The sequence below is a fragment of the Nocardioides sp. NPDC057577 genome (genome assembly GCF_042801335.1).
GTDB lineage: Bacteria > Actinomycetota > Actinomycetes > Propionibacteriales > Nocardioidaceae > Nocardioides.
Genome location: NZ_JBHVGB010000007.1, coordinates 1 through 23343 on the forward strand (window position 1 = coordinate 1; position 23343 = coordinate 23343).

The window sequence follows — 23343 nt, forward strand, 5'->3', positions numbered from 1 at the left end:
GGGTTCGACCCTTTGGTCGACCCGGCGCCGAGGCGCGTGATCAGCGAGCGTAGACGGCGACCTCCCTCACCGAATAGCCGTAGCTGGTCGCGCGCCGCACCCCATGGACCCGCACGTAGCGCGCCGACGTCGGCGTGAACTGCGCGGTGTCGATGGTGCCGTTGCCGGCATCGGTGCTCCAGACCTGGCGCCAGGTGCTGCCGTCGGTGGACACCTCGATGCGGTACGCCGAGGCGTACGCCCGCTCCCACTCGAGCACCACTCGGCCGACCGTCTGCGTCGACCGCAGGTCCAGCTGCAGCCACTGGTCATCGCTCCAGTTGCTCGCCCAGCGCGTGCTGGTGTCACCGTCGATGGCCTGGCCCGCGGCATAGCTGGTCCACGGGTGCCACTCCACGCTGCTGGCGCTCGCTCGTGACCCCGCGGCGAGGTCGGTCGGATCGACGTAGGAGGTCGTGGCGCCCCAGGTGTCCAGATAGGACTGGGCGCCGCGGAACATCTCCTTGACCGTCTTCTCGCCGCCGACCCGCCGGATGTCCTCGATCCAGTCCGGGATCAGGCCGTAGTGCGCGCCGCCGTCGACGTTGACGTCCCACACCCGCTCGCCCGTGACCTGGCGGTCGACCAGCGATCCGCCGTCGACGGTGCGATAGGGGTAGACCACCTTGTCCGGCGCGTCCTCGCCGCGCGGCGCCGGCCAGCCGCCGACACCGTTCATGTCCGAGCCGAAACCCAGCCCGACGTCGTACTTCTCCCGGAGCGGCCGGCTGCGGTCGGTCTCCGCGACGAAGCCCTTGCTCGCGCTGTCGTAGCTCCCGATGAAGCCGCCCAGGCGGTAGACCCGCTCGCTCCAGCCGAGGTCCATCCAGCTGTGGCTGGACAGCGCGCCGGGGTAGTCGACGGACTCCAGGATCTCCAGCGTGCGACCGGTGGCCTTCGTGCTCATGTGGTCGAGCTCGACCATCATGTTGCGCCGCATCATGCCCTTCAGGGCGTACTCTCCCAGCCTGGTCAGGCCGCGTACGTTGCACTGCGCCCCGTCGGGATAGGACGGCACCTCGACGCCCGCCGGCAGCTTCTCCTCGATCTTCGGCACCGACGCGCCGTTGATCGGGTTGTCGTGCTCGGGGCCGGGGCACTGCTGGGTCTGCCAGAACGTGCCGGTGGAGAGGAACTGGCCGACGTTGATGATCGTGCCCAGGGTGCCCGGGTCGAAACGTACGCCGCACAGGGCGTTGTCGAACTTGTGGCACAGGAACATGCTGCTTACGCCGAGACCGTGCAGCTCGTCGAGCCCGCGGTCGATGTCGGCCTTGGAGCACTGGGCGACGTCGAGGACCTGCTTGCAGCCGAACGGCTCGGAGGTCTCGACGCCGAGCACGACCGCGAGCCGACCGCTCTCGATCACCGTGCGCGCCTGCTCGGGCGTGGTGACGATCCGGAAGAAGCCCTTGCCCTCGCCGCCGTAGACCTTGTCGATGTAGTCCTGCATGTCATAGGTCTTCTCGGCCTGCAGCCGGATCGACTCCATCTCGTCGCAGCCGCGGTCTCGCGGCAGGATCGAGCAGATCAGGCCGTTGCTGGTCAGGTCGGTGACCAGCACCCGCTGCCCGGCCCGCCACGCGCGCTCGAGCCACGCGTAGTAGTTCTGCTGGTGGGACAGCGAGTTGTGTCGCGGCCACTCCTTGAACGTCGGCCAGCCGACCGGGTCGTGGCGCCAGTCCGGGTCGGACGTGAGGTTCTCGAACAGCGCTCCGGCGCCGTCCGGGTAGTGCTCCGGACAGTCCTTCAACGCCTCCTCGATCCCGGCCTCGTCGAACGGCTTCCCACAGATCATCCGGCCACCGAACCCCTCGTTGGTCATCAGATGGTTGTGGATGTCCGCGAAGCCGCGTACGTCGCCGTTCGGCGCGGTCCCGCGGAACGGTTCGCCGGTGACGTTGATCTCCGAGTCGGCAGCCGGCCGGTTCGGCGGGTCCCACCAGTTGCTCTCCGCCGGCGGGGCGGCCGAAGCGCCCGTGAGCCAGAGCGAACTGGACAGTGCGGCCACGATGACCGCGACAAACCACGAGATACGACTGATTCTCTGCATGCGCCCTCCCAGACAGCAGTGTGAAGTCGTTCACACCCTAAGTAGGTCAAGCGTCCCGGTCAACGAGTTCGGACAACAGACTTGTACAAATGTCCAGGACGTTCGTCCTGAATCTGGCTGGGATGCAGGTGCGAGCGCTCAGGCCGTTGGCGACGTACCGGCGAGCGCGAGGATCTGGGCAGCCGCCAGCTCGATCGCAGCCCCCGCCATCTCGGTATCGCCCTCGTTCAGATAGAGCAGGGTCAGCCCGTCCACGATCGCGGTCACGTAGCGCGCCAGTACCGCCTCGTCCACCGTCCAGGTCACCCCGGCGCTCGCCCCCAGGGCCTCGATCACCTCGGTGTGCGCGTCCAGATAGGAGCGGTACTGCTTCCGCGCGAACTCCGCCAACGCCGGGTTGCGCGTCGCGTACTGCGTCAGCTCGTACGTCAGCCGGTGCTCGTCGGGGTTGTCCAGCACGTGCTGCCAGTAGGAGGCCAGCCCGCCCCGCAGCTTCTCCTCCAGCGTCCCCGAGCTCTCGATGACCTCGAGCGCCGGCGCCAGCGTGTGGCTCGTGATGGTGGTGATCACCTGCTCCAGCAGCTCCTCCTTGGAGCGGAAGCAGTAGTGGAAGGTGCCGAGCGACATGTCCGCCTCGGCCACGATCGACCGCGTCGTCGCCTGCGCCACCCCATCACGCGCCATCACCCGGATCGCAGCCTGCACCAGCAACCGTCGCCGCTCATCCGCCGATACCCTCGCCATGCGACCAAGACTAACGTCCAAGTCAGACGCCCCCGACACCATACCCTTCCCGGCGAAAACGTTTTTCGGCGTGACGTCGCACCTGGTTCACTGACCCGGTGGCATCCTCCCCCGGCTCCCTGTGGCACACCCTGATCCATCTCCGCGGCAACCCGCGCGCCTGCGTGTGGACCGAGCCGATGTGGGGTCTGTCGATGGCGCTGGTGCTGCCGTACCTCTCCGTCTTCATGCTCACCCTCGGGCTGCACGACGCGCAGATCGGCCTGCTCGCGACGGCCGGGATGATCTCCCAGGTCTTCTTCGGACTCGCCGGCGGCATCATCACCGACCGGATGGGGCGCCGGCTGACGAACGCAGTCTTCGACGTGATCGCGTTCGTGATCCCGTGTCTGATCTGGGCATTCGCACAGGACTTCTGGGCCTTCCTCGCCGCGTCGCTGCTCAACGGCGCGCTGCAGGTGACCGCGAACGCCTGGGACTGCCTGATGGTCGAGGACGCGGAGCGCGACCAGCTCACCGGCATCTACTCCCTGGTGCGGGTCGCCGCCGACTGCTCGGCGCTCTTCGCCCCGATCGCCGCCTTCATGGTCGCGCAGTTCGGCCTGGAGCCCGCGGTGCGGGTGCTCTTCATCAACGCCGCTGTCGTGATGCTGGCCAAGATCATCCTGCTGTACGCCGCCTCCACCGAGACCCGCCAGGGGCGGATCCGGATGGCGGAGACCCGGCACGAGAGCCTCTGGCGGCTCTTCGCCGGCTACCGCGGCGCCGCGCGGCTGCTGGGCCGCTCCCGCGGCTCACTGCTCGCGCTGGCCATCGCCGCCGTCGTCGCGGCGGTCACCCTCGTCAACGGCACCTTCTGGCAGGTCCTGGTGAGCCATCGCCTGCACGTGCCCGACCCGCTGCTGCCGTTCTTCCCGATGGTGCGCTCGCTGCTGTCGGTGCTCTTCCTCTTCACCCTGATCCGCCGGCTGACCTCGGGCCACGACCTCAAGCAGGCGACCCTGTGGGGCTTCGGCATCTATCTGGCCGGCCAGCTGGCGCTCGTCGCGATCCCGGCCTCCGAGGGCGACGCCGACCTGATGACGTACGCCCTTCTCGGGGTGTGCCTCCTCCTCGACAGCTTCGGCGCCGGGATGCTCTTCATGCTCTCGGAGTCGCTCGTCGCCTTCCACGTCGACGAGGCCGAGCGCTCACGCGTGATGGCGCTGCAGCGCACCGCGGTGATGCTCGCCGCCGCCCCGTTCGGCTGGATCTCCGGCTGGCTCTCGGGGATCGACCGCACCTATCCGTTCTGGCTGACCAGCGCACTGCTCGTGATCGGCGTGGTCACCACCCTCGTCTGGTGGGCCGGGCCTCACACCGAGCCGGCGCTCGAGACCGTGTCCGCGGATCGCGCCTGATTGGCGTGCGGCCCCGGACGCCCTCGATGCCGAGTGGGGGGTACTCCAGCAGCGTGGACGCCCGGACCGCACACGGAAGAGATAGCAGCCTTCCCGCATCGACGCCCGCCAAACATCGATATCTGGTAACAAATGTTCTCAGCCCCACCCTCCGAGGGCAGCTGAGACCACGGCCGACAGCCGCGTTCGAGAAAGTTCCCGGGATCGGTTTAGAACGAGCCGGGCGGGGTATGAGAGCAGTCATGAGAGAGCTCGTTGCCGACCATCCGGCGGGACTGCCCGACGATCCCACCTCGCCTCTGCCGGACCTGGCGGAGCTGCCGATGACTCCCTGTGATCTGGACGACGAGGCATACGACGACGTGCTCGTGCTGCCGTTCGGCGAGGCGAGCGGATGGCGGGGAGCGAGCTGACGGAGCGTCGGCCATCGCGGCGACGACAACGAAGAACCCCCGCCGTACCTGCCGTGTTCTGGCTAGTCGGACGGGGGTTCTGGCGGAGCCGCCTGTCGGAATCGAACCGACGACCTTCTCATTACGAGGGCGTGTCGGGCCTCGTCCGCCAAGTTCGTGCCGCGTAGGAGCCGAGTGCATGCGTTGCATACCCAAACCCAAATTTCGATGGCGGGGGGCGCCCGGGGGGCGCGTATCTGGATCACATTTCTAGCCTGTATCGCGGGGGCGGATCGTCACCCATTCCGGCACCTGGCCCCCTTGGCGGGGGTTCGGGGGCTTGCCCCTGACGTACGAAGGCCTGCGCCTGGTCGACTCGTCGAGGGCTGGAGAGCGTACGCCGCTACGGCTGCCCCCGCCCTCGTCATCAGCCAAAGAACTCGGTCACGGCGGTGGTGGAAGCGAGATCCCGAGCCTGTCGAGTGTCTCGAGACCCCAGTAGAGGATGAGGAAGATGACGAATGCGACGACGCACACCATGCGAGCGCGGTCCATCGCCTCGGCCTCGCGCCAGTAGTGCCACATGAGCCAGGCGACGAAGACGAGCCCGACGAGAGCGACGATGGGGAGGACGATCGGGAGGGAGTTGACGATCTCGTCGAGGGCGGTGGCCACGGGCGGCAGGGTATCGGCATGAGAGCTGGTCGCGGCTGAGAGTTTCGAGCTGCTGCGTCTGGAGAGTGAGCGCTTGGTCTACGGACTGGGCGCTCTTCTTCATTCGCGCGGCACGTAGGGGGACCGGCCGCCAGGCCGCACGCCCCCGGAGGCCGCGCTCGCGGCCGGAGGCCGCCTTGAGTCAGTAGAGAAAGTTCTTACGAAACCAGGGCAGCTGACCTTCTGACTCAGGTCGCCTGAGAAGAGGCGATACTCGACCCCGTGACGAACATGCGGTCAGACGTGATGCTGTCGATGATGCGCGCCCTCTGGGAGCAGGTCACTGCCGATCTCCGTGGCGTCGCCGTGCAGCACCAAGGCGCCTCAGAGCAAGGCACGATCAAGGGCCGCTTCCTGTACGAAGGCGACGTTGGCGAGGTGCAAACAGAGTGCGTTTCCCTGGCGGAGACCTACTGCATCGCTGACTTCCCGCCCGAGGTGTCCGTCCGGTTCCAGGCAATCCCTCACGCGACCCGCGATCTGCTGCCCGGCGAGCACTGGGTGTTCCTTCGCTGGGAGCCGGAACACTGACCGAGTCTGGATCACACGGTCCGGACGACTCGATCTATCCCTCGCGCTGCCTCTTCCGGCAACGGCACCCATGAGTACGGGCTCGACCGGCTCAACGAGGAGCGGAAGCCACGCCCCAAGAAGGGCCGCAAGAAGGGGTCCGGAACGGGCTCTGAGGAGGGTCCGGGGGCCACCGGGGGCCACACGCGGCCGGTGAGGGCGAATGACAAACAACGAACCCGGCCCTCGCAGCCGTGTTGTGGCTGTTCAGGACCGGGTTTCTGGCGGAGCCGCCTGTCGGAATCGAACCGACGACCTTCTCATTACGAGTGAGACGCTCTACCGACTGAGCTAAGGCGGCGTACCGTCATCCGTTACCGCATGAAGCGGCTCTGGCTGAGCGGACCGGACGAGTGTACCGAGACTGCGCGCTCGACACTAAAACGGTGCGCTTCGACGTGCTCGTCGATGGTGATGCGGGTGGGCTTGCCCTTGCCGATGAGGCGGCCCAAGCGGCGTACGCCGTGCTTCATTACTGCTCTACTCCCCTATGAACATGGATCAACCACCGACTGCGGACGCAGCGGTGGTGATTCAATGATGACCGCCGGCGATTCATAGAGGTAGACGATCTTTCCTTGGAAAGTCATAGGATGTCGCTATGTTGTCGCTGCACCAGCTCCGCGTGTTCCTCGCGGTCTACGAGCATGGCTCGCTGACCGCGGCGGCCGAGGAGCTCGGGTATGCGCAGCCGTCGATCTCGGAGCAGGTCCGGAGCCTGGAGCGTACGCTCGGGGTCCAGCTCTTCCGCCGCGTCGGACGCGGTGTGGTGCCGACCGGGGTGGCCGACGAGCTGAGGCCGCACGCGGAGCGTACGGTCGCGGCCGCCGAGGACGCGCGCAAGGCCGTGCAGGCGGTGAAGCAGTTCGAGACCGGAACGATCCGGTTCGGGATGTTCGGGATCGCTCGGCTCTACGGCGGGGCCGGGCTGGTGGCCGATGTGCTCGACCGATACCCGGGCGTACGCGTCGAGCTGATCGGGCAGAACTCCACTGAGGTCCAGGACGACCTGCGCCGCGGACGGCTCGAGGCGGCGATGCTGCTGGTCGGCAGCGTCTCCGGTCCGGGCCTGAAGGTCACGCCGGTTGCTCGCGACGAGCTCGTCTACATCTCGGCCGACCCGGCCCACCTGGCCACACCGGTCACCGCCCACCGACTCTCGCTGGCCTCACTGGTCATGTCCGACACGAGCTGGAGCTCCGAAGACCCCACCCGGGTCACCATCCGCAACCTGCTCCACGAGACCGGGCGCAACCCACCCAGCCGGATCGAGGTCGAGGACATCGAGACGGCCGTCGAGCTGGTCGGGATGGGGTACGCCGACAGCGTCATCGCCAAGGGAGCAGCCGAGCAGCTGCTCCCTCGGCTGGCACCGAAGGCCGGCTGGGTGTCATTGCGGCCCCGGACGTACGACACGTTCGCCGTCGTCCACCGCACCGACGCCACCCTCTCCCCCGCCGCCACGCTGATGATCGAGCTGGCCACCAAGCGGATCCAGGCCATCGCAGACCCGGTCCACCGGCGTTAGCCCGTTCCTTCGTCAAGGCGGTGTCCTGAGCTTGTCGAAGGGTATGTAGGCGAAAGCTCACATCCCGTGCGGAGTTCCGCTGGGGATGTGAGCCCTGACCTGCATGCCTTGACGAAGGCCTCAGGTCACTCGCAGCCGTAGCCGTCGTTGTCGCGGTCGAGGCGCCACGGGTCCGAGCTGTTGTTGATCCGGACCGGCTTCTTGCTGGCCGGGATCTCCCCGCAGTCGCGGTCGTTGGCCGAGGTGGCGGTGTAGACCTTCTCACCGTTGGCGTAGGTGTAGTCCAGACTCGAGCTGGTGCTGCCGGACGAGCCGCGCTTCTTCAGGTAGAACGACGCGGACACATCGGCCTTCCGGATGGAGTCCCCGCTGAACTTCCAGCGGTAGTAGCGACTGGCCGCCGGGGCCGTGATGACCGCACACTTCCCGTACTTGTTCGTCACGCAAGACGTCACGTTGCCCCAGCCGCCGCTGTTCTTCTGCAGGTAGATCCGCTTGCCCTTGAGCGCCTTGCCGCCCGCGGTCAGCTTGCCGACGACGCGATACGACTTCGATCCGTACTTGCTCACGGACACCTTGACGACGGAGCTGGCGAGCTTCGGGACGGACACGGCAGCGCTGTACTTGCCCCCGTAGGTGAACCTGTACGTCGCACCGCGCGTGCCGACCGTGGAGACCCAGCCGGTTGAGCTGGTCGTACGGTGCGCCACCGTCTTCCAGGTGGTGCCGGATTTCCGCTGGATCGCGACCGACTTGCCGACGACAGCCTTGCCGTAGTCCTTCACCTGCGACTTGATCGTCGTACCCGACCGGCTGGCCGAGAGGGTGTAGCTATGGGCGGCCCGGATGGTGAACGCATCGGTGACCTCTGCCGAGTCGGTCCACGTACCCTCCGCGTCCGAGGTGAAGACGTAGGCGACCGCGCGATAGCTTCCGACCGGAAGCAAGGAGCAGAGGTCGCCATCAGCCGATCCCTCGGGGAAATCGAAACCCTCGATGTAGTTGGTCACGTCGTCTCCATCGGAGTCGAAGACGGCGACCTCCCAGCTCACGGTCGGGTTGGTGAACTCGTCGCTGTAGTTCTCGCCGAACGAGACATCCACAGCGACCGGGATGTTCGTGCCCTTGACCCCGTAGAGGTCACAGTTCTGGGCCTTCGTCACGTTGTTGACGGTAAGGGTGGCGGAGCCACCGATGTATGACAGTGGGACGGTGTCAGCGTGCGCTGGCTGACTACCGATCACAGGCGCGACCGCGACGGCCAGGGAGGCGACCGCGGTGGCAGCGAAGGCCCTCGTCATTGAACGGATTCGCCGACTGATGATCACTTGTCGTGACCCTTCTTCTCGAAGTTAAATTTCCGAGAAGTGATCCTCTGAGGCGGAGCGATCCGCGGGTCGGGCTCCGCGGTTAACTAACCCACATCGGGTATATGTGAGAGTTCAACTACGTCGACCGAGATGTCCGTGCAAGTGCCCACTCGGTCGACGTCAGTGACGTCTCGGCGTCAGCACTCCAGTCCGTCGTCGGGGACCTTGCCATCGACCAGGTAGTCATCGATGGCGTCGTCGACGCAGCCGTTGCCCTGCATGTAGCCGGTGTGGCCGTCTCCGTCGCGGGAGACGAGTACGCCGTTGTCCAGCGCCTTGGCGAGGGCTTCGGCCCACTCGTAGGGAGTCGCCGGGTCGCGGGTGGTGCCGACGACGACGATCGGGTTGGAGCCCTCCGCGTCGATCTCGGGCTCGGGCTCGGTGGCCTTGAACTTCTCCGCGGCGCAGCCGTTGAGCATCCAGGCCAGGGCGGCACCGAAGGTGGGAGCGGCCTTCTCGAAGGCGGGCAGCTGCTCGCGCACCTCCTCCGGACTGAGCCCGGAGGAGTCGTCGAGACAGTTGATCGCCCAGTTGGCCTCCATCGTGTTGTTGATGTAGCCACCCTCGGGGTCACGGCCCGCGTAGTTGTCCGAGAGGCTCATCAGCTGGGTGCCGTCGCCCTTCAGCGCCGCCTGGAGGGCGTCGGTGAGGTAGGGCCAGTAGGACTCGACGTAGAGCGGGGTGATCAGGCCGTAGAGGGCGTTGCCGGCGGTCAGCTCACGGTCGCCGGCGGGCAGCGGCTCGGCATCGATGTCGGCCATCAGCTTCTGGACGCTCTCGACGCCCTCGTCGACGGTGTCACCGAGGAAGCAGCTGCCCGCGTCGACGCAGTTCTCGACGTAGGAGCGGAGTGCGACCTCGAAGCCCTTCGCCTGGGCCAGGTTGGCGTCGAGGACGCTCAGCCCGGGCTCGATCGCGCCGTCGAGCACGAACCGACCGACCCGGTCGGGGTAGAGCTCGGCGTAGGTCGAGCCGAGCTGGGTGCCGTAGGAGGCGCCGAAGTAGTCGAGCTGGTCCTCACCGAGCGCAGCCCGCAGTACGTCCATGTCCCGGGCCGCCTCGACGGTGCTGACGTGGGCGGAGATGCCGTCCTTCTGGCCCGCGCAGCCGTTGGCCATCTGGACGCCGGTGTCGACGTAGGCCTGCGTCTCGGCGGGGGTGTCGGGGTCGGGGTCGACCGCGACGTAGGCGTCCAGAGCGTCGTCCTCGAGACAGTCGACCGGAGTGCTCTGCCCGACCCCGCGCGGGTCGAACCCGACGATGTCGTAGGAGTCGCGGACGGTGGAGCTGAAGGACTGGTTGTTGTAGAGCGCGTATTCGATGCCCGACCCGCCCGGGCCACCCGGGTTGATGGCCAGCGAGCCGATCTTCTTCTCGTTGGCCGGGTCCTTGATGACCGAGACCTCGATGGTGCGACCGGTGGGGTCGGAGTAGTCGAGCGGGACCTCGAGGGTCGCGCACTCGAAGGCGCCGTTGCAGTCCTCCCAGTCGAGCTTCTGGCTGTAGAAGGTCTGCAGCCCCTCGGTCGGGGCCGCGGTCGCCTCCGCGCTCGGGCTCACCTGGTCGGCGTCGGGGGTGCCGCCGCCGGCACCACAGCCTGCGGTGATCACGGTCAGAGCGGTCAGCGCGACGGCGCCGGTCACTGCGTTGAGTTTCACTGGTCTCCTCCGGGCGGCAACAGCGCCACCATCATCGCCTCCAGCACCAACTGGGGCTGCACGTTGAACTCCAGCAACTGCTCACGGGCTTCGAAGATCGCTCCGATCCGCTGAAGGTTGAGCTCGGGGGTCGAGGCTGCGACGAGCTGCTCGATCTCGCGCCGGTGCTCCTCGTTGACCAGGGCCACCGGAGCGCCGGCGGCCATCGTGATCGCGTCGCGGTAGACCGAGACCAGGTCCATCAGCCCGCGGTCGATCACGTCGCGGTGGCGGCGGGTGGCGCGGCGCTTCTGGTCCTTCTCGAGCGCGGACAGCGCCGGACCGTATTCACGCGGTCGGCGGCCTCGCTCGACCACGCCGTAGCCGGTGTCGAGGTCGGCCTTCTCCCGGGCGTCGAGGTCGGCGGTGACCGCGTCGGCCTCCTCCTTCGAGACCGCGGCGAGCTCGCCGGCGGCCCGGAGGGCGTCGGCGAGGGTGGTCAGCCGAGCCGGGTAGGCCACCACCTGCTCGCGCCGGCGCCGGGTGTCGTCGTCGCGGGCCAGCGCCTTGGCCCGGCCGATGTGGCTCTGGCTCGCCCGCGCCGCATAGGCGGCGCGCGCCTCGTCGACACCGAGCGTGCGCTGGAGGAAGGCGGTCACGTCGGGCACTGTCGGGGTGGTCAGCGTGACCAGCCGGCACCGGGACCGGATGGTCGGGAGGACGTCCTCGACCGTCGGCGCGCAGAGCATCCATACCGTGCGGGCGCCGGGCTCCTCGACCGCCTTGAGCAGCGCGTTGTTGGCCTGCTCGGTGAGCCGGTCTGCGTCCTCGATGATCAGGATCTGCCAGCGGCGTCCGGCGGGGGTGAGGGCAGCCTGGCGGACGAGGTCGCGGATCTCGTCGACCCCGAGGGTCAGCTTCTCGGTGCGGACCAGGTTGACGTCGGCATGGCTTCCGGCGAGCACGGTGTGGCACTCGTGGCACTGCCCGCAGCCACCGTTGGGGCACTGGAGGGCCGCGGCGAAGGCGATCGCGGCGTTGGACCGACCCGAGCCGGGAGGACCCGTGAAGAGCCAGCTCTGGGTCATGCCGTGCCCCGAGGCCGCGGTCCGCAGCGTGGAGATGATGTGGCGCTGGCCGACCAGGTTGTCCCAGACCGAGGCGGTGGCGAGGTTCATGCCGTCACCGCCTGGGCGAGCAACGGCTCGAGGTGCGCGAGCACCGCCGCGTGGATCTCCTCGACCGGCGCACGCGCGTCCAGCACCAGGTAGTGCTCGGGGTTGCGCGACGCGAGCGCGACGAATGCCGACCGCACCCGCTGATGGAACTCGACCGACTCCTGCTCCATCCGGTCACGCTCGGCGAACCGGGTGAAGCCGGCCGTCGGGTCCAGGTCGAGCAGCACGGTCAGGTGGGGCCGCAGGTCGGCGGTCGCCCAGCGCGCGACCTCCTCGAGCTGCGCGGCGTCCAGCACCCGGCCGGCGCCCTGGTAGGCCAGCATCGAGTCGACATAGCGGTCGGTGATGACCACCTCGCCCCGCTCCAGCGCCGGGCGGACCATCGACTCGATGTGCTCGGCCTTGTCGGCGGCGAACAGGAGCGCCTCGGTCCGGTCGTCGAGATCACCGGTCTCCGGGGACAGCACGATGCGGCGTACGTCCTTGCCGACGGCCGTGTCGCCCGGCTCGAAGGTCAGCAGGACCCGGTGGCCGCGGGCGGTCAGGGCCTCGTGGAGCAGGCGCGACTGGGTCGACTTGCCCGACCCCTCGCCGCCCTCGAAACAGACGAAGACACCGCGCTCTGCGTAGACACCCGGAAACCTCACGAGCCAAACCTACGGGGTAGGACCGACAACCCCTGAGCACGCCGCCCGCAGCAGTGGTGATTGCGGCTGCCGAACGACACTCCACAGGTTAAGGTTCGGCTCGACCTCACGCTGACCCAAGGAGTTCCCCCGGTGATCTACGTCCTGATCGTCCTGCTGCTGGCCGCCCTCGCGGTCGCGGGCTACCTGCTCTGGAAGAGCCGGCAGCAGCCGACGGCGCAGAAGGAACCCGACGACTTCATCGGCGACCAGCACAAGCACGCCTCCGACCAGCTGCGCCAGGTGCGCAACGGCGACGTCATCGAGTACCTGGGCCACAACTGGTTCGTCCGCGGGCGGATCGACTTCGACGAGCACGGCTACCGCTGGACCGAGCACATGCTCGACGACGCCGAGGGCAAGAAGTGGCTCTCGATCGAGGACGACGAGAGCTTCGAGGTCTCGCTGTGGCACGCGATCCCGCTCGGCGACATCGAGCAGGGCACCGTCGGTGACCGCGACATCATCGTCGGCGGCGTCGCCTACCGCCTCCAGGAGAAGGGCGCCGCCGCCTTCACCGCCACCGGCGCGACCGGCACCGCGCCGTCGGGCACGGCCGAGTACGCCGACTACAAGTCGGTCGACGGCAAGCTGCTCGGCTTCGAGAAGTGGGGCAGCAACTGGGAGCCCTCCCTCGGCGAGGTGCTGCAGCCGTTCGAGCTGACCGTCTACCCCTCCTCCGACCGGCCCGCCACGCTGGACGACGCGTGACGCTTCTCGACGTCCCGTTCGCGGACGTACGTGGTGACACCCTGCGCTGGACCCTCACCCCGATCCCCTGCACCCCGCTGGCCTCCCGGACCGTCGATCTCGGCACCGGTCTCACGGTGACGCTGAGCGTCCTGGGCGCCAGCCACCAGGTCGTCGTACGCCGCCACGGCCACCCGCTCCTGCACGAGACGATCGCGTGCGGGATCGCCGAGGCCGCGCCCCTACCCGAGGCGCACACGACGGGCGGCTACCGCCTCGCCTCGCACGTGGACGAGGTGGGACCCGAGGAGCTGGCCGCGCGGGCATCGCGCCTCGTGGAGCGGTTGGGCGGGCGTACGGATGCCGTCGTCGCGCACTTCCCGGGCGACCCGCACGCGGTGACCGCGCTGGCCCTGGACCGGTCGGACGACGCGGCCGGGCAGATCACCTGGAACACCTGGCACACCTACCCACAGACCGGCGAGATCGTCGCCACCACCACCAGCTACCGGCCCGAGGAGGTCACAAGTGTCTGAACCCACCGGCTCCGGGGGCTCGAACCGCAAGCTGATCGGCTGGGCGATCGTCGCGGCGTGCGTCGCGCTCGTCGTCATCATCGTCATCGCCGTGTCCGGCGACGGGAACAGCCCCGAGAAATACTTGCGCAAGAACTTCGACCACGTCAGCGGCTCCGACCCCGACAGCGATGCCGGGATCGTCTTCGAGGACGACGGCACGGTGAGCTCGGTCGCCAACAAGATCGCGAGCGACACCGACGCCGACGAGAACCGGGCCGAGGGATCGAGCCACTACCTGCGCTACGACGACGACTGGCTGGTCGTCGTGGAGCCGCGTACGCCCTCGGGCTCGACGATCACGCTCTACGAGTACGACCGCGGCTACCGCAGCCACGCAACGGTGATCGGACTGTGGGGCTGGAACAGCTTCTACGGCCGCAACAGCGGTGGCGGCAGCAGCGGTGATTCCTTCCGCGGCGGCGGCAGCGGATTCGGCAAGTGACCACCCCCAGACTGGAGATGAACCGATGACTGACCTTGTGAGCGGACTGCTGTCCACCGTTGCCTTCGCCGCCCTCGGGCTGGTTCTGCTGGTGATCGGCTTCTATGTGATCGACCTACTCACGCCCGGCCGGCTGGGGCAGCTGATCTTCGTGGAGCACCGGCGCGACCCGGCGCTGCTGCTCGGCTCCTCGGTCGTCGCGATCGCGACGATCGTGGCCACCTCGATCTACACCGCGGAGGAGGACACGCTCCAGGGGCTCGCCGAGACCGCTGCGTACGGCCTCATCGGGATCGCCCTGCTCGCGTTCGCGTTCGTGATCCTCGACCTGCTCACCCCGGGCCGGCTCGGTGAGCTGATGACCGACGACAAGGACGACCCGGCGATCTGGGTCACCGTCGCGGTGCAGCTCGCCGTCGGCGTGATCGTGGCGGCCTCGATCACGTGAGCCTGACCCTCCCCTCGTTGTCCGCGCTGCCCGAGGGACGGGCGGCGCGGCTGCTCGTCCTCGCGGCGGTGTTCGTCTGCGCGGCGTGCGGCCTGGTGTACGAGCTCGCGCTGGTGACGCTGGGGAGCTATCTGCTCGGCAACTCGATCGCGCAGACGTCACTGGTGATCGCGGTCTCGATGTTCGCGATGGGCATCGGCGCCGTGCTTGCCAAGCCGCTGACGGCGCGGCCGCTGCGCTCGTTCGTGGGTGTGGAGATCGCGCTCGCCGCGGTCGGCGGCGCCTCGGTGCCGGCGCTCTACGCGGCGTTCGCGTGGCTGCACCTCTACACCCCGATGATGCTGCTGGTGACGTTCCTGATCGGTGCGCTGGTGGGCGCCGAGATCCCGCTGCTGATGGAGCTGCTGCAGCGGCTGCGGAGGCAGCAGGCCTCGCTCGCGGTCGCCGACATCAACGCGGTCGACTACGTCGGGGCGCTCATCGGCGGGCTGGCGTTCCCGTTCGTGCTGCTGCCGACCCTGGGGCTGCTGGTGGGGACGGTCGCAACAGCTGCCCTGAACGTCCTCGCCGCCTGGACGGTCGGCGTCGCGCTGGCCGGCTCACGCCGGCAGCGCGGGACGGTCACGGCGATCTGTGGCGCGCTCGCGGTCGCCCTCGGCCTGACCGCGGTGACGGCCGACTCCTTCGAGCTCAACGCCCGCCAGGCGCTCTACCGCGACCCGATCATCCACTCCGAGCGCTCGGCCTATCAGGAGATCGTGGTGACTCGCGGCGCTCCGGTGGGGCCTGAGTTCGACGACGTACGCCTGTTCCTCGACGGTGACCTGCAGTTCTCCTCGCTGGACGAGTACCGGTATCACGAGATGCTCGTCCACCCGGCGATGAACGGCCCGCATGCGCGGGTGCTGATCCTGGGTGGCGGCGACGGGCTCGCGGCGCGGGAGGTGCTGCGCTATCAGTCCGTCTCGTCGGTGACGCTGGTCGATCTCGACCCGGCGGTCGTGTCGCTGGCGCGCTCCTTCGATCCGGTCTCGTCGCTGACGTCGGGGTCCCTCGAGGACCCCCGGCTGACGTACGTCGCCGACGACGCGTTCTCCTGGGTGCGCGACTACTCGGGAGCGGCGTTCGACGTGGTCATCGCCGACTTCCCCGACCCCGACTCGACCGCGCTGGCCAAGCTCTACTCCGTCGAGAGCTACAGCATGATCGCGCGGCTGCTCGCCCCCTCCGGACGGATGGTCGTGCAGTCGGGCAGCCCGTTCTTCGCGCCGGACGCGTTCTGGTCGGTGCGGCACACCCTCACCGAGGCCGGCTACCGGACCACCCCCTACCAGGCCGACGTACCTTCCTTCGGGAACTGGGGCTACGTGCTCGCCTCCCGCGAGGGCTCCGCCCCTGAGCTCGGTCTCGACGACGAGGTGCCGGGCGGACTCCGCTACGCCAGCGACGCCGTGCTCGCGGCCGCCGCGTCGTTCCCGCCCGACCGCGCCGAGCGGCCGACCTCGGTCACCACGCTGCTGGATCCGGCGATCCTGGACTACGCCCGCAAGGGCTGGGTGGGCTACTGATGTTCTTCCTGCTCCGACTGGTCCGGCGCACCTCACGGCACTACGCCTGGGTGCTCCCGCTCGCGATCATCGGCTTCGTCTTCGTCACCGGCTGGATCGCGATGGCTCTGGCCCAGCCGGAGAGCGACATCGTGCGCCCCGCCAACTACTGGTGGTGGTTCCTGGTCACCGCGACCACGGTCGGCTACGGCGACCTCTTCCCGGAGACCACCGGTGGCCGGTTCGTCGGGGCGTACGTCGTCTTCGGCTCCATCACCACCCTCGCCATCTTGTTCAGCCGGATCTCGGCAATCATCGAGAACGCCAAAGGACGCCGCATGCGTGGAGAGATCAGCTTCAGCGGACAGAACCACATCGTGATGCTCGGCTACACCGCCGGGCGCACCGAGCGGATCTTGGTCGAGCTGCTCTCCGAGCCCGACCGCGAGGTCGTGCTCGCGACCTGGGAGGACCAGCTCTCCGAGCACCCGCTGCCCGGGGAGGACCGCCTTCATTTCGTACGCGGCGACATCACCGATCTCGACGTGCTCGCTCGCGCCGGGCTGTCCTGCGCACACAGCGTGCTGATAGACGCGCGTGACGACAACGAGGCGGTCACGCTCACCGTCGCGGCCAACGCGGCTGCCCCGTCCGTGCACACCATCGTCGCGCTGCGCGACCTGCGGGTGCAGCGCACCATCTTCCGCGTCGACACCACCGTCCACTGCGTCCAGTGGCACAACACCCAGCTGATCGCCGAGGAGCTCAGCGACCCCGGTATCGCGGAGGTCTACCAGGAGCTCGCCACCGCCGGCGGCAAGGGCACCTACTCGCTCACCGTGCCGGCTTCGGCCGCGACGGTGAGCGTGGGCGACTGGCAGGGCGCGCTCGGCCGATCCCACGGTGCGACTCTGCTCGCCGTCCGTGCCGACGACGGCATCCAGGTCAGCCCCTCGTGGGACCTGCCCGTCGCACCCGGCGCGCGGCTGTTCTACATCGCGGCCGACCGGCTGGACTACGACGAGGTCGTCGGGTCGCTCGGCTGACGAGTGGGTCGTGCAATGGACTGCTTCAACTGCCACAACAGCGCTCTCCCGTCCTTGCCTCCACGCGAGTCGATCGTCCGCACGCAGCACTGGCGGGTCGGCCACGCCTTCAACTCGACCCTCGCCGGCTGGCTGGTGATCGCGCCGATCCCGCATGTCACCGCGCTCGACGAGCTGCCCGTCGAGGCGCACGCCGAGCTCGGGACGCTGCTCGGGTCGCTGGCGGCGGCGCTGCGGGACGTGACCGGGTGTGTGAAGACGTACGTCATGCAGTTCTCCGAAGCCGAGGGCTTCGAGCATCTGCACGTCCACCTGGTGCCGCGGATGGCCGATCAGCCGGCTCGTCTGAAGGGGCCGAACGTGTTCGGCTACCTCACCGACGACGAGACCCGGTGGCTGCCCGAGGGTGAGCGCGACCGGCTCGCGCGAGAGCTGCGGGGAGCCCTCGGCTGACAAATTCCCGCCATGGCGGGAATTTGCGCGACCGTTCCGACCTGGAAAGCGGCAGAACCCCACCATGGCGGGGTTCTGCCACCTGCACGGCTGCGCCGCCGCCGGTTGTGAAGCTGAGAGTGACCTATAGGCCACGCTCAGCTTCACAACCCGGTCAGGACTTCTTCGTCGCGGCCTTCTTGGTCGTCTTCTTGGCTGTCGACTTCTTCGCCGTGGACTTCTTCGCGGTCTTCTTCGTCGTCCGCTTGGTGGTCTTCTTCGCCGGGCCCTTGGCGCGCTTGTCGGCGAGCAGCTCGGCGGCGCGCTCGGCGGTCAGGGTCTCCAGGTCGTCGGCGGCCCGGAGGGTGGCGTTGTATTCACCGTCGGTGACGTAGGGACCGAAGCGACCGTCCTTGACGACCATCGGCTGCCCGGAGACCGGGTCGGGGCCGAGCTCCTTGAGCGGCGGCTTGGCGGCGGCCCGGCCGCGCTGCTTCGGCTGGGCGTAGATCTGCTCGGCCTCTTCGAGGGTGATCGTGAGCAGCTGGTCCTCGGAGCCCAGCGTGCGGGAGTCGGTGCCCTTCTTCAGGTAGGGCCCGTAGCGGCCGTTCTGAGCGGTGATCTCCTCGCCGTCGGCGCCGGTGCCGACAACCCGGGGCAGGGTCAGCAGCTTGACCGCGTCCTCGAGCGAGATCGTCTGCAACGACATCGACTTGAACAGGCTCGCGGTGCGGGGCTTGGCGCCCTTCTTCGCGTCTTCGGGGAGCTGCTCGGTGACATAGGGACCGAAGCGGCCGCTCTTGGCCACGACCGTGAGCCCGGTGTCGGGGTGGACACCGAGGTTCAGCTCCTCGCCGGCCGGGTTGGCGAAGAGCTCCTTCGCCTTCTCCAGGGTGAGCTCGTCAGGCGGAAGGTCGTCGGGGACGTTGGCACGCACCGCAAACGGGGTGCCGTCATCGCCGGGGCCCTCGATGTAGGGGCCGTAGCGACCGACGCGGAGGTTGACCCCGGACTCCGGGTCGCCGACCGGGAAGGTCGCCAGCTCACGAGCGTCGATGTCGCCGAGACCGTCGACCAGCGGCTTGATGCCCTTGACCCGCTCGGAGCCGAAGTAGAACTCCCCGAGCTCGGTGGTCATGTCCTTGCGGCCGTTGGCGATCTCGTCGAGGGTCTCCTCCATGCTCGCCGTGAACCGGTAGTCGATCTGGCGCGGGAAGTGCTCCTCGAGGAGGCGGACCACCGAGAACGCGACCCAGGCGGGGACCAGCGCGGTGCCCTTCTTGAAGACGTAGCCGCGGTTGATGATGGTCTGGATGATGCTCGCGTAGGTCGACGGACGGCCGATCTCGCGCTCTTCGAGCTCACGGACCAGGGTCGCCTCGGTGTAACGAGCAGGCGGCTTGGTCTCGTGGCCGTCCGCCGTGAGGCTCGCGGCGTTCACCCGCTCGCCCTCGGTGAGGTTCGGGAGCCTCGTCTGCTGGTCGTCGGAGGTCTGGTCGGCGGAGTCGGTGCCCTCGACGTACGCCTTCAGGAAGCCGTGGAAGGTGATCACGCGCCCGGTCGCGGAGAAGACCACGTCCTCGCCCGTGGCCGCCGTGGCGCCGAGGCGGATCGCGACCGAGTTGCCGACGGCGTCCTTCATCTGGGAGGCGACGGTGCGCATCCAGATGAGCTCGTAGAGGCGGAACTGGTCGCCGGTCAGACCGGTCTGCGCCGGGGTGCGGAACGAGTCACCGGCGGGGCGGATCGCCTCGTGGGCCTCCTGGGCGTTCTTGACCTTGGAGGCGTACGTCCGGGGGGCATCGGGCAGGTATTCGGCACCGTAGAGCTCCCGGACCTGAGCGCGGGCCGCGCTGACGGCGTCTCCGCTCAGGGTCGTGGAGTCGGTACGCATGTAGGTGATGAAGCCGTTCTCGTAGAGACGCTGGGCGACCGACATCGTGGTCGACGCGCTCATCCCGAGCTTGCGACTGGCCTCCTGCTGCATCGTGGTGGTGCGGAAGGGGGCGTACGGGCTGCGCTTGTAGGGCTTGGACTCGACCGAGCGGACCTCGTAGGTCTGGCCCTCGAGGCCGGCGACGAGGGACTCGGCGCGGGTGCGGTCGAGGTGGACGACCTTGTCGCTCTTCAGCAGGCCGTCGGGACCGAAGTCGGTGCCGCGGGCGACGCGGTTGCCGTCGACGGAGGTGATCTTGGCGGGGAACATCCGCGGGTCGTGGTCGGAGCCGGCGTCGAAGGTGCCGGCCAGATCCCAGTAGGAGGCGGTCCGGAAGGCGATCCGCTCTCGCTCGCGGTCGACGACGAGCCTTGTCGCGACGGACTGCACGCGCCCGGCGCTCAACCGGGGCATGACCTTCTTCCACAGCACCGGGGAGATCTCGTAGCCGTAGAGACGGTCGAGGATGCGGCGCGACTCCTGGGCCTCGACGAGGTCCATGTCGAGCTCGCGCGGGTTCTCGGCGGCGGCCAGGATCGCGGCCTTGGTGATCTCGTGGAAGACCATCCGCTTGACGGGGATGCCCTTCTTCGGCTTCAGCTCGTCGAGAAGGTGCCAGGCGATCGCCTCACCCTCGCGGTCCTCATCGGTGGCGAGGTAGAGCTCGTCGGCGTCCTTGAGGAGCGACTTGAGCTTGGTGATCTGCTTCTTCTTGTCGCTGGGCACGACGTAGTAAGGGGTGAAGCCGTTGTCGACATCGACGCCGAAGCGTCCCCACGGCTTGTCCTTGATCTTGGCGGGGGTGTCTGCCGCGCTCTGCGGAAGGTCGCGGATGTGCCCGACGGATGCCTCGACGACATACCCCTGTCCGAGGTATCCGCCGATCTTCTGAGCCTTCGCCGGGGACTCGACGATCACCAACTTGTGTGCCACTGACGTCCTTATCTCACTGCAGCAGAGCCTGGCACCACTGACAAGCTCTGGCGATACACGTTAACGCGTGTCTACAGCCGGCATGGGTCCAGTCACCGCGGTTCATGCGGCACTGAGCTCTCGGACAACATGGCGTGTTGCCTTGGGCGCCGCGGAGACAATACCTAGCACGCTCTGCGGCGAGAGCGTGAAATCGGTGTCTCATCCGGACCTGTCCGAAAACTGTCGGTGCTCGTCCCTAAGGTGGCTTTCGAGGACGGCGAGACCCATCACAACTCGAGAGGTCTCTGCTGATGATCGACGCCGAATACATCGACTACATGGAAGGCCTGGCCACGCCCCCGGAGCATCTCGTCTGCTCCGAGTGCGCCCAGCTGCTCACCCGGACCAACGTGATCCTGGAGCGCCTGGAGGCCGAGCTCACCCGGCCCCGCTGGTCGGAGCCGGATACGCCGCCACGACCCGACCACGAGGTGGCCCTGGACTGGCTGGCCGCGCTGTGCGGCGGCCACGAGGCGGTCACCGCGCTGGAGACCGCGCCGCTGACCGAGGACGGCCTGGACCTGCCGGTCGTGGAGGATACGGCGGGACGTACGCAGCTGGAGGCGGTCGCCGCGCTGCTCGACGAGGTCGCGGCCGACTTCCCGGTCGCAGAGGTGGGCAACGCATTGCGGCGGGCGCTGCTGCGGCTGTGGGAGATCGACCCGCTGGTCGTCGACCGGCCCACCAAGCCGGCTCAGGTCGCCGCCGGGATCGTCTGGACGGTCCTGGGCGCCAACGGGCTCGCCGGGCCGGGCGGCCTCGTCACCGCGACCGAGCTCAAGGAGCGGCTGGGCATCACGAAGATGCCCTCGGCCTACGGCAAGCAGCTGGCGGCCGCGCTCCGTGGCTTCTGGCCGTGGCAGACACAGCGGCCATGGGGCATGCGCGACCTTCCCGACCTCGAGCCGCTGGGCTACCCGGACCTGCTGGTCTCGAGCGTGCGCAGACGCCTGATCAGGCTGCGGGACCAGGCGTGCCTGGCGCGGGACGGAGGAAGCCCTCGCTGACCAGCTCCTGGGCGATCGGCAGATAGCTGCTGCGCACGACCGCGGGGTCGCGGTCGAGGATCTGCGCGAGCGCGTCGAGGATCTGACCGACGGTCAGGTCACCGTCGCACGCACCCGCGAAAGCTGCCTCGATCGTGTCCGCCTGGCGCGCGCGGCGCAGGCCACGCTGTTGGCGCAGGATGACGGTGCTGGGGTCCTCGGCGCCGGGCTGCCCGAGGGTCTCCTGCTGGACGTCCTCGACGAGCACCAGCGTGGAGTCTTCGGTGACCTCGACGCGGGCTGCCTTGCCCCACGCCGCGAGCGCCGGGGCGATCGGCTGCTCGACGTCGTAGGGCCACTCGAGGAGCTCACGCTTCGGGTTACCGGTGCCCGTGCGGTGCAGATTGATCCAGCCGAACCCGACCCCCTCGATCTTGTGCTCCTCGAACCAGGACAGCCAGGTGTCGTAGCGGGTCAGGTAGTCCTGCGCGCCGTGGTGGCCGGAGTCCTTGAGCCACAGCTCGACGTACGCCGCGGGGTCGAGCACCTCACGCTGGACCACGAACGCGTCGACCTCGTCCGCGAGCCATCCCTCGAGGCGGTCGTCCCAGGGCTGGTCCTCGGAGATGATCCAGTTGCCCAGGATCTGACACCAGCCGCCCTCGGTGAGCATGCCGGGGGCCGCCTTGACGATGTCCTCGACCACTTGGTCGCCGGGGAGCCCGGAGTCGCGGTAGACGAGGCGCTCGCCGGTTGCCGGGCTGATCACGAACGGCGGGTTGGTGGCGATCAGGTCGAAGCGCTCACCGGCGACGGGCTCGAAGAACGACCCGTTGCGTACGTCGATCCGGTCCGCCACATCGTTGAGGGCGGCGTTGAACGTGGTGATCCACAGGGCTCGCTGATTGACGTCGGTCGCGACCACCCGGTCGCTGTGAGTCGCGAGGTGGAGGGCCTGGACGCCGCAGCCGGTGCCGAGATCGAGGGCGGTGCCGACCTGGTCGCGGATGGTCAGCTGCGCCAGGGAGGTCGAGGCGGGGCTGATCCCGAGCACGTGCTCGGGGCCGACGCGCTGCGGGCCGCCGTCGAGCCCCGGGGTGAGGTCGGAGACGACCCAGAGGGCGGTGTCATCGGTGGCGTACGGACGCACGTCGAGGCGGGCCGCGACCTCTCCGACCGACTGCTCCAGGATCCCTTCGACGGCGAGCCGGTCGACGAGCCCGGGGAGGGCTGCCTCGGCGTGGTCCAAGGACACGGTCGTCTGCAGCAGGAAGAGCCGGATGAGGGTCTCCAGCGGCGAGCCTCCATGAGTGCGCCGCCGGCCCGGCAGCGTCTCGTTGCGACTCAGCGCGCCGTGGGCGATCGGGCCGAGCAGCTCGGCGACGGAGTCGTAGGAGAAGTCGGCCTGCTGGAGGGCGTCACGGAGCCGGTGCGGGAGGTCACTCACACCTGGAGCCTATGGCCTGGGCGAGTCAGCCTGCTGCCGCGCCCTCGGCGCTGGCGTGGATGTCGAAGACCTTGGCGAGACCGGTGATCCGGAAGATCTTGAGCAGCCGCTCCTGCGTGCAGACCAGGCGGAGCATGCCGTTGTGCTGGCGCACCTTCTTCAGGCCACCCACCAGGACGCCGAGGCCGGTCGAGTCGAGGAACTCCACGGCTTCGAGGTCGACCACGATGTCGTAGTGACCCCGGGCGACGAGCTCGGTGATCTTGTCCCTCAGCTTCGGCGCGGTATAGACGTCGATCTCGCCGCCCACGGCCACGATGGTGGCCGAGTCGAGCTCGCGAGTCGCAAGCGTCAGATCCACTTCGAAGTTCTCCTGCCAAGGAACGTGAGACAACCAGCTCCGGTCGGCATGCCTGGTGTCCGATAGCCGGAGTCGATCGTAATGTAACCACGGCTCACCAGGATGCGCGCAAGAAACTCGCAACGTCATGGCCACGATGCGGGG

Annotated in this window: 22 protein-coding genes and 1 tRNA gene; 12 read left to right on the plus strand and 11 right to left on the minus strand. The window is 68.4% G+C overall.

Annotated elements, in window-relative coordinates:
* Positions 1 to 40 precede the first annotated feature (40 nt).
* Both ACFU7D_RS02450 and ACFU7D_RS02455 read right to left on the minus strand, forming a co-directional pair.
* On the minus strand, positions 41 to 2092 hold the full coding sequence (locus tag ACFU7D_RS02450) for a discoidin domain-containing protein (protein ID WP_378862852.1): 2052 nt from the start codon (positions 2090 to 2092) through the stop codon (positions 41 to 43).
* A 138-nt stretch (positions 2093 to 2230) separates the two neighbouring features.
* Positions 2231 to 2836, minus strand: a complete 606-nt coding sequence (locus ACFU7D_RS02455) for a TetR/AcrR family transcriptional regulator (protein ID WP_378862855.1) — start codon at positions 2834 to 2836, stop codon at positions 2231 to 2233.
* 98 nt (positions 2837 to 2934) lie between these two features.
* Here ACFU7D_RS02455 and ACFU7D_RS02460 point away from each other — a divergent pair, with 98 nt between their 5' ends.
* Together ACFU7D_RS02460 and ACFU7D_RS02465 are read left to right on the plus strand one after the other, a co-directional pair.
* Positions 2935 to 4236: an MFS transporter gene (locus ACFU7D_RS02460; RefSeq protein WP_378862858.1), complete on the plus strand. Its 1302-nt coding sequence runs from the start codon at positions 2935 to 2937 to the stop codon at positions 4234 to 4236.
* 242 nt (positions 4237 to 4478) lie between these two features.
* Positions 4479 to 4649 (plus strand): hypothetical protein, encoded by a 171-nt coding sequence (locus ACFU7D_RS02465; RefSeq protein ID WP_378862861.1) that lies wholly within the window; start codon positions 4479 to 4481, stop codon positions 4647 to 4649.
* Between the two features lie 423 nt (positions 4650 to 5072).
* Here the strand turns inward: ACFU7D_RS02465 and ACFU7D_RS02470 are convergent, their stop codons facing one another.
* Complete coding sequence (locus ACFU7D_RS02470; RefSeq protein WP_378862864.1) at positions 5073 to 5303, minus strand: hypothetical protein; 231 nt, start codon at positions 5301 to 5303, stop codon at positions 5073 to 5075.
* Between the two features lie 261 nt (positions 5304 to 5564).
* Here ACFU7D_RS02470 and ACFU7D_RS02475 point away from each other — a divergent pair, with 261 nt between their 5' ends.
* Positions 5565 to 5873: a hypothetical protein gene (locus tag ACFU7D_RS02475; RefSeq protein ID WP_378862867.1), complete on the plus strand. Its 309-nt coding sequence runs from the start codon at positions 5565 to 5567 to the stop codon at positions 5871 to 5873.
* 267 nt (positions 5874 to 6140) lie between these two features.
* Here ACFU7D_RS02475 and ACFU7D_RS02480 read toward each other — a convergent pair.
* A tRNA-Thr gene (locus ACFU7D_RS02480) sits at positions 6141 to 6213 on the minus strand.
* A gap of 300 nt (positions 6214 to 6513) precedes the next feature.
* On the opposite strand from ACFU7D_RS02480, the gene ACFU7D_RS02485 reads away from it, so the two are divergent.
* Positions 6514 to 7440 carry a LysR family transcriptional regulator gene (locus ACFU7D_RS02485; protein WP_091044781.1) on the plus strand — a complete coding sequence of 309 codons (927 nt, stop codon included), beginning with the start codon at positions 6514 to 6516 and terminating at the stop codon, positions 7438 to 7440.
* 125 nt (positions 7441 to 7565) lie between these two features.
* Here ACFU7D_RS02485 and ACFU7D_RS02490 read toward each other — a convergent pair whose 3' ends face one another.
* From ACFU7D_RS02490 to tmk, 4 genes are all read right to left on the minus strand, one after another.
* Entirely contained in the window at positions 7566 to 8603 is a 1038-nt protein-coding gene (locus ACFU7D_RS02490; protein WP_378862870.1) for an excalibur calcium-binding domain-containing protein, read from the minus strand.
* Positions 8604 to 8947: 344 nt separating this feature from the next.
* The gene (locus ACFU7D_RS02495) at positions 8948 to 10468 is read right to left on the minus strand and encodes an alpha/beta hydrolase (RefSeq protein WP_378862873.1); all 1521 of its coding nucleotides are present in this window, start codon (positions 10466 to 10468) and stop codon (positions 8948 to 8950) included.
* Complete coding sequence (locus ACFU7D_RS02500) at positions 10465 to 11625, minus strand: DNA polymerase III subunit delta' (RefSeq protein ID WP_378862876.1); 1161 nt, start codon at positions 11623 to 11625, stop codon at positions 10465 to 10467. The genes ACFU7D_RS02495 and ACFU7D_RS02500 overlap by 4 nt, the downstream gene beginning before the upstream one ends.
* Positions 11622 to 12272 (minus strand): dTMP kinase, encoded by a 651-nt coding sequence (tmk, locus tag ACFU7D_RS02505; RefSeq protein ID WP_378862879.1) that lies wholly within the window; start codon positions 12270 to 12272, stop codon positions 11622 to 11624. The genes ACFU7D_RS02500 and tmk overlap by 4 nt, the downstream gene beginning before the upstream one ends.
* A 132-nt stretch (positions 12273 to 12404) precedes the next feature.
* On the opposite strand from tmk, the gene ACFU7D_RS02510 reads away from it, so the two are divergent.
* The 7 genes from ACFU7D_RS02510 to ACFU7D_RS02540 are packed head-to-tail and all read left to right on the plus strand — an operon-like array spanning position 12405 to position 17515.
* A complete protein-coding gene (locus tag ACFU7D_RS02510; RefSeq protein ID WP_378728175.1) occupies positions 12405 to 13022 on the plus strand; it encodes a DUF4178 domain-containing protein in 618 nt (205 codons plus the stop codon).
* Positions 13019 to 13537 (plus strand): DUF2617 family protein, encoded by a 519-nt coding sequence (locus tag ACFU7D_RS02515; RefSeq protein ID WP_378862882.1) that lies wholly within the window; start codon positions 13019 to 13021, stop codon positions 13535 to 13537. Before ACFU7D_RS02510 ends, ACFU7D_RS02515 begins: the two co-directional genes overlap by 4 nt.
* Positions 13530 to 14021: a DUF4247 domain-containing protein gene (locus ACFU7D_RS02520; RefSeq protein ID WP_378728173.1), complete on the plus strand. Its 492-nt coding sequence runs from the start codon at positions 13530 to 13532 to the stop codon at positions 14019 to 14021. The genes ACFU7D_RS02515 and ACFU7D_RS02520 overlap by 8 nt, the downstream gene beginning before the upstream one ends.
* A 25-nt stretch (positions 14022 to 14046) precedes the next feature.
* Positions 14047 to 14469 carry a DUF350 domain-containing protein gene (locus ACFU7D_RS02525; RefSeq protein ID WP_378728172.1) on the plus strand — a complete coding sequence of 141 codons (423 nt, stop codon included), beginning with the start codon at positions 14047 to 14049 and terminating at the stop codon, positions 14467 to 14469.
* Positions 14466 to 16037, plus strand: a complete 1572-nt coding sequence (locus tag ACFU7D_RS02530; RefSeq protein WP_378862885.1) for a polyamine aminopropyltransferase — start codon at positions 14466 to 14468, stop codon at positions 16035 to 16037. Before ACFU7D_RS02525 ends, ACFU7D_RS02530 begins: the two co-directional genes overlap by 4 nt.
* The gene (locus tag ACFU7D_RS02535; RefSeq protein ID WP_378862888.1) at positions 16037 to 17062 is read left to right on the plus strand and encodes an ion channel; all 1026 of its coding nucleotides are present in this window, start codon (positions 16037 to 16039) and stop codon (positions 17060 to 17062) included. Before ACFU7D_RS02530 ends, ACFU7D_RS02535 begins: the two co-directional genes overlap by 1 nt.
* 15 nt (positions 17063 to 17077) lie before the next feature.
* A complete protein-coding gene (locus ACFU7D_RS02540; RefSeq protein WP_378862891.1) occupies positions 17078 to 17515 on the plus strand; it encodes an HIT family protein in 438 nt (145 codons plus the stop codon).
* A 154-nt stretch (positions 17516 to 17669) separates the two neighbouring features.
* On the opposite strand, the gene topA is transcribed toward ACFU7D_RS02540, so the two are convergent.
* The gene (gene topA / locus ACFU7D_RS02545) at positions 17670 to 20363 is read right to left on the minus strand and encodes a type I DNA topoisomerase (protein WP_378862894.1); all 2694 of its coding nucleotides are present in this window, start codon (positions 20361 to 20363) and stop codon (positions 17670 to 17672) included.
* A 293-nt stretch (positions 20364 to 20656) separates the two neighbouring features.
* Between topA and ACFU7D_RS02550 the strand changes: the two genes are divergently transcribed.
* The gene (locus ACFU7D_RS02550) at positions 20657 to 21412 is read left to right on the plus strand and encodes a hypothetical protein (RefSeq protein WP_378862897.1); all 756 of its coding nucleotides are present in this window, start codon (positions 20657 to 20659) and stop codon (positions 21410 to 21412) included.
* Here the strand turns inward: ACFU7D_RS02550 and ACFU7D_RS02555 are convergent.
* The gene (locus ACFU7D_RS02555) at positions 21360 to 22838 is read right to left on the minus strand and encodes a methyltransferase (protein ID WP_378862900.1); all 1479 of its coding nucleotides are present in this window, start codon (positions 22836 to 22838) and stop codon (positions 21360 to 21362) included. The genes ACFU7D_RS02550 and ACFU7D_RS02555 overlap by 53 nt on opposite strands.
* A 25-nt stretch (positions 22839 to 22863) precedes the next feature.
* Positions 22864 to 23199, minus strand: a complete 336-nt coding sequence (locus ACFU7D_RS02560) for an anti-sigma factor antagonist (protein WP_091044749.1) — start codon at positions 23197 to 23199, stop codon at positions 22864 to 22866.
* Positions 23200 to 23343: the final 144 nt, after the last annotated feature.

What these genes read in the sequence shown, in the direction of transcription:
- ACFU7D_RS02450 (WP_378862852.1), bottom strand. Translation starts at nt 2,092, where the DNA reads ATGCAGAGAATCAGTCGTATCTCGTGGTTTGTCGCGGTCATCGTGGCC.
- ACFU7D_RS02455 (WP_378862855.1), bottom strand. Translation starts at nt 2,836, where the DNA reads ATGGCGAGGGTATCGGCGGATGAGCGGCGACGGTTGCTGGTGCAGGCT.
- ACFU7D_RS02465 (WP_378862861.1), top strand. Translation starts at nt 4,479, where the DNA reads ATGAGAGAGCTCGTTGCCGACCATCCGGCGGGACTGCCCGACGATCCC.
- ACFU7D_RS02485 (WP_091044781.1), top strand. Translation starts at nt 6,514, where the DNA reads ATGTTGTCGCTGCACCAGCTCCGCGTGTTCCTCGCGGTCTACGAGCAT.
- ACFU7D_RS02500 (WP_378862876.1), bottom strand. Translation starts at nt 11,625, where the DNA reads ATGAACCTCGCCACCGCCTCGGTCTGGGACAACCTGGTCGGCCAGCGC.
- ACFU7D_RS02525 (WP_378728172.1), top strand. Translation starts at nt 14,047, where the DNA reads ATGACTGACCTTGTGAGCGGACTGCTGTCCACCGTTGCCTTCGCCGCC.
- ACFU7D_RS02535 (WP_378862888.1), top strand. Translation starts at nt 16,037, where the DNA reads ATGTTCTTCCTGCTCCGACTGGTCCGGCGCACCTCACGGCACTACGCC.
- ACFU7D_RS02540 (WP_378862891.1), top strand. Translation starts at nt 17,078, where the DNA reads ATGGACTGCTTCAACTGCCACAACAGCGCTCTCCCGTCCTTGCCTCCA.
- ACFU7D_RS02550 (WP_378862897.1), top strand. Translation starts at nt 20,657, where the DNA reads ATGATCGACGCCGAATACATCGACTACATGGAAGGCCTGGCCACGCCC.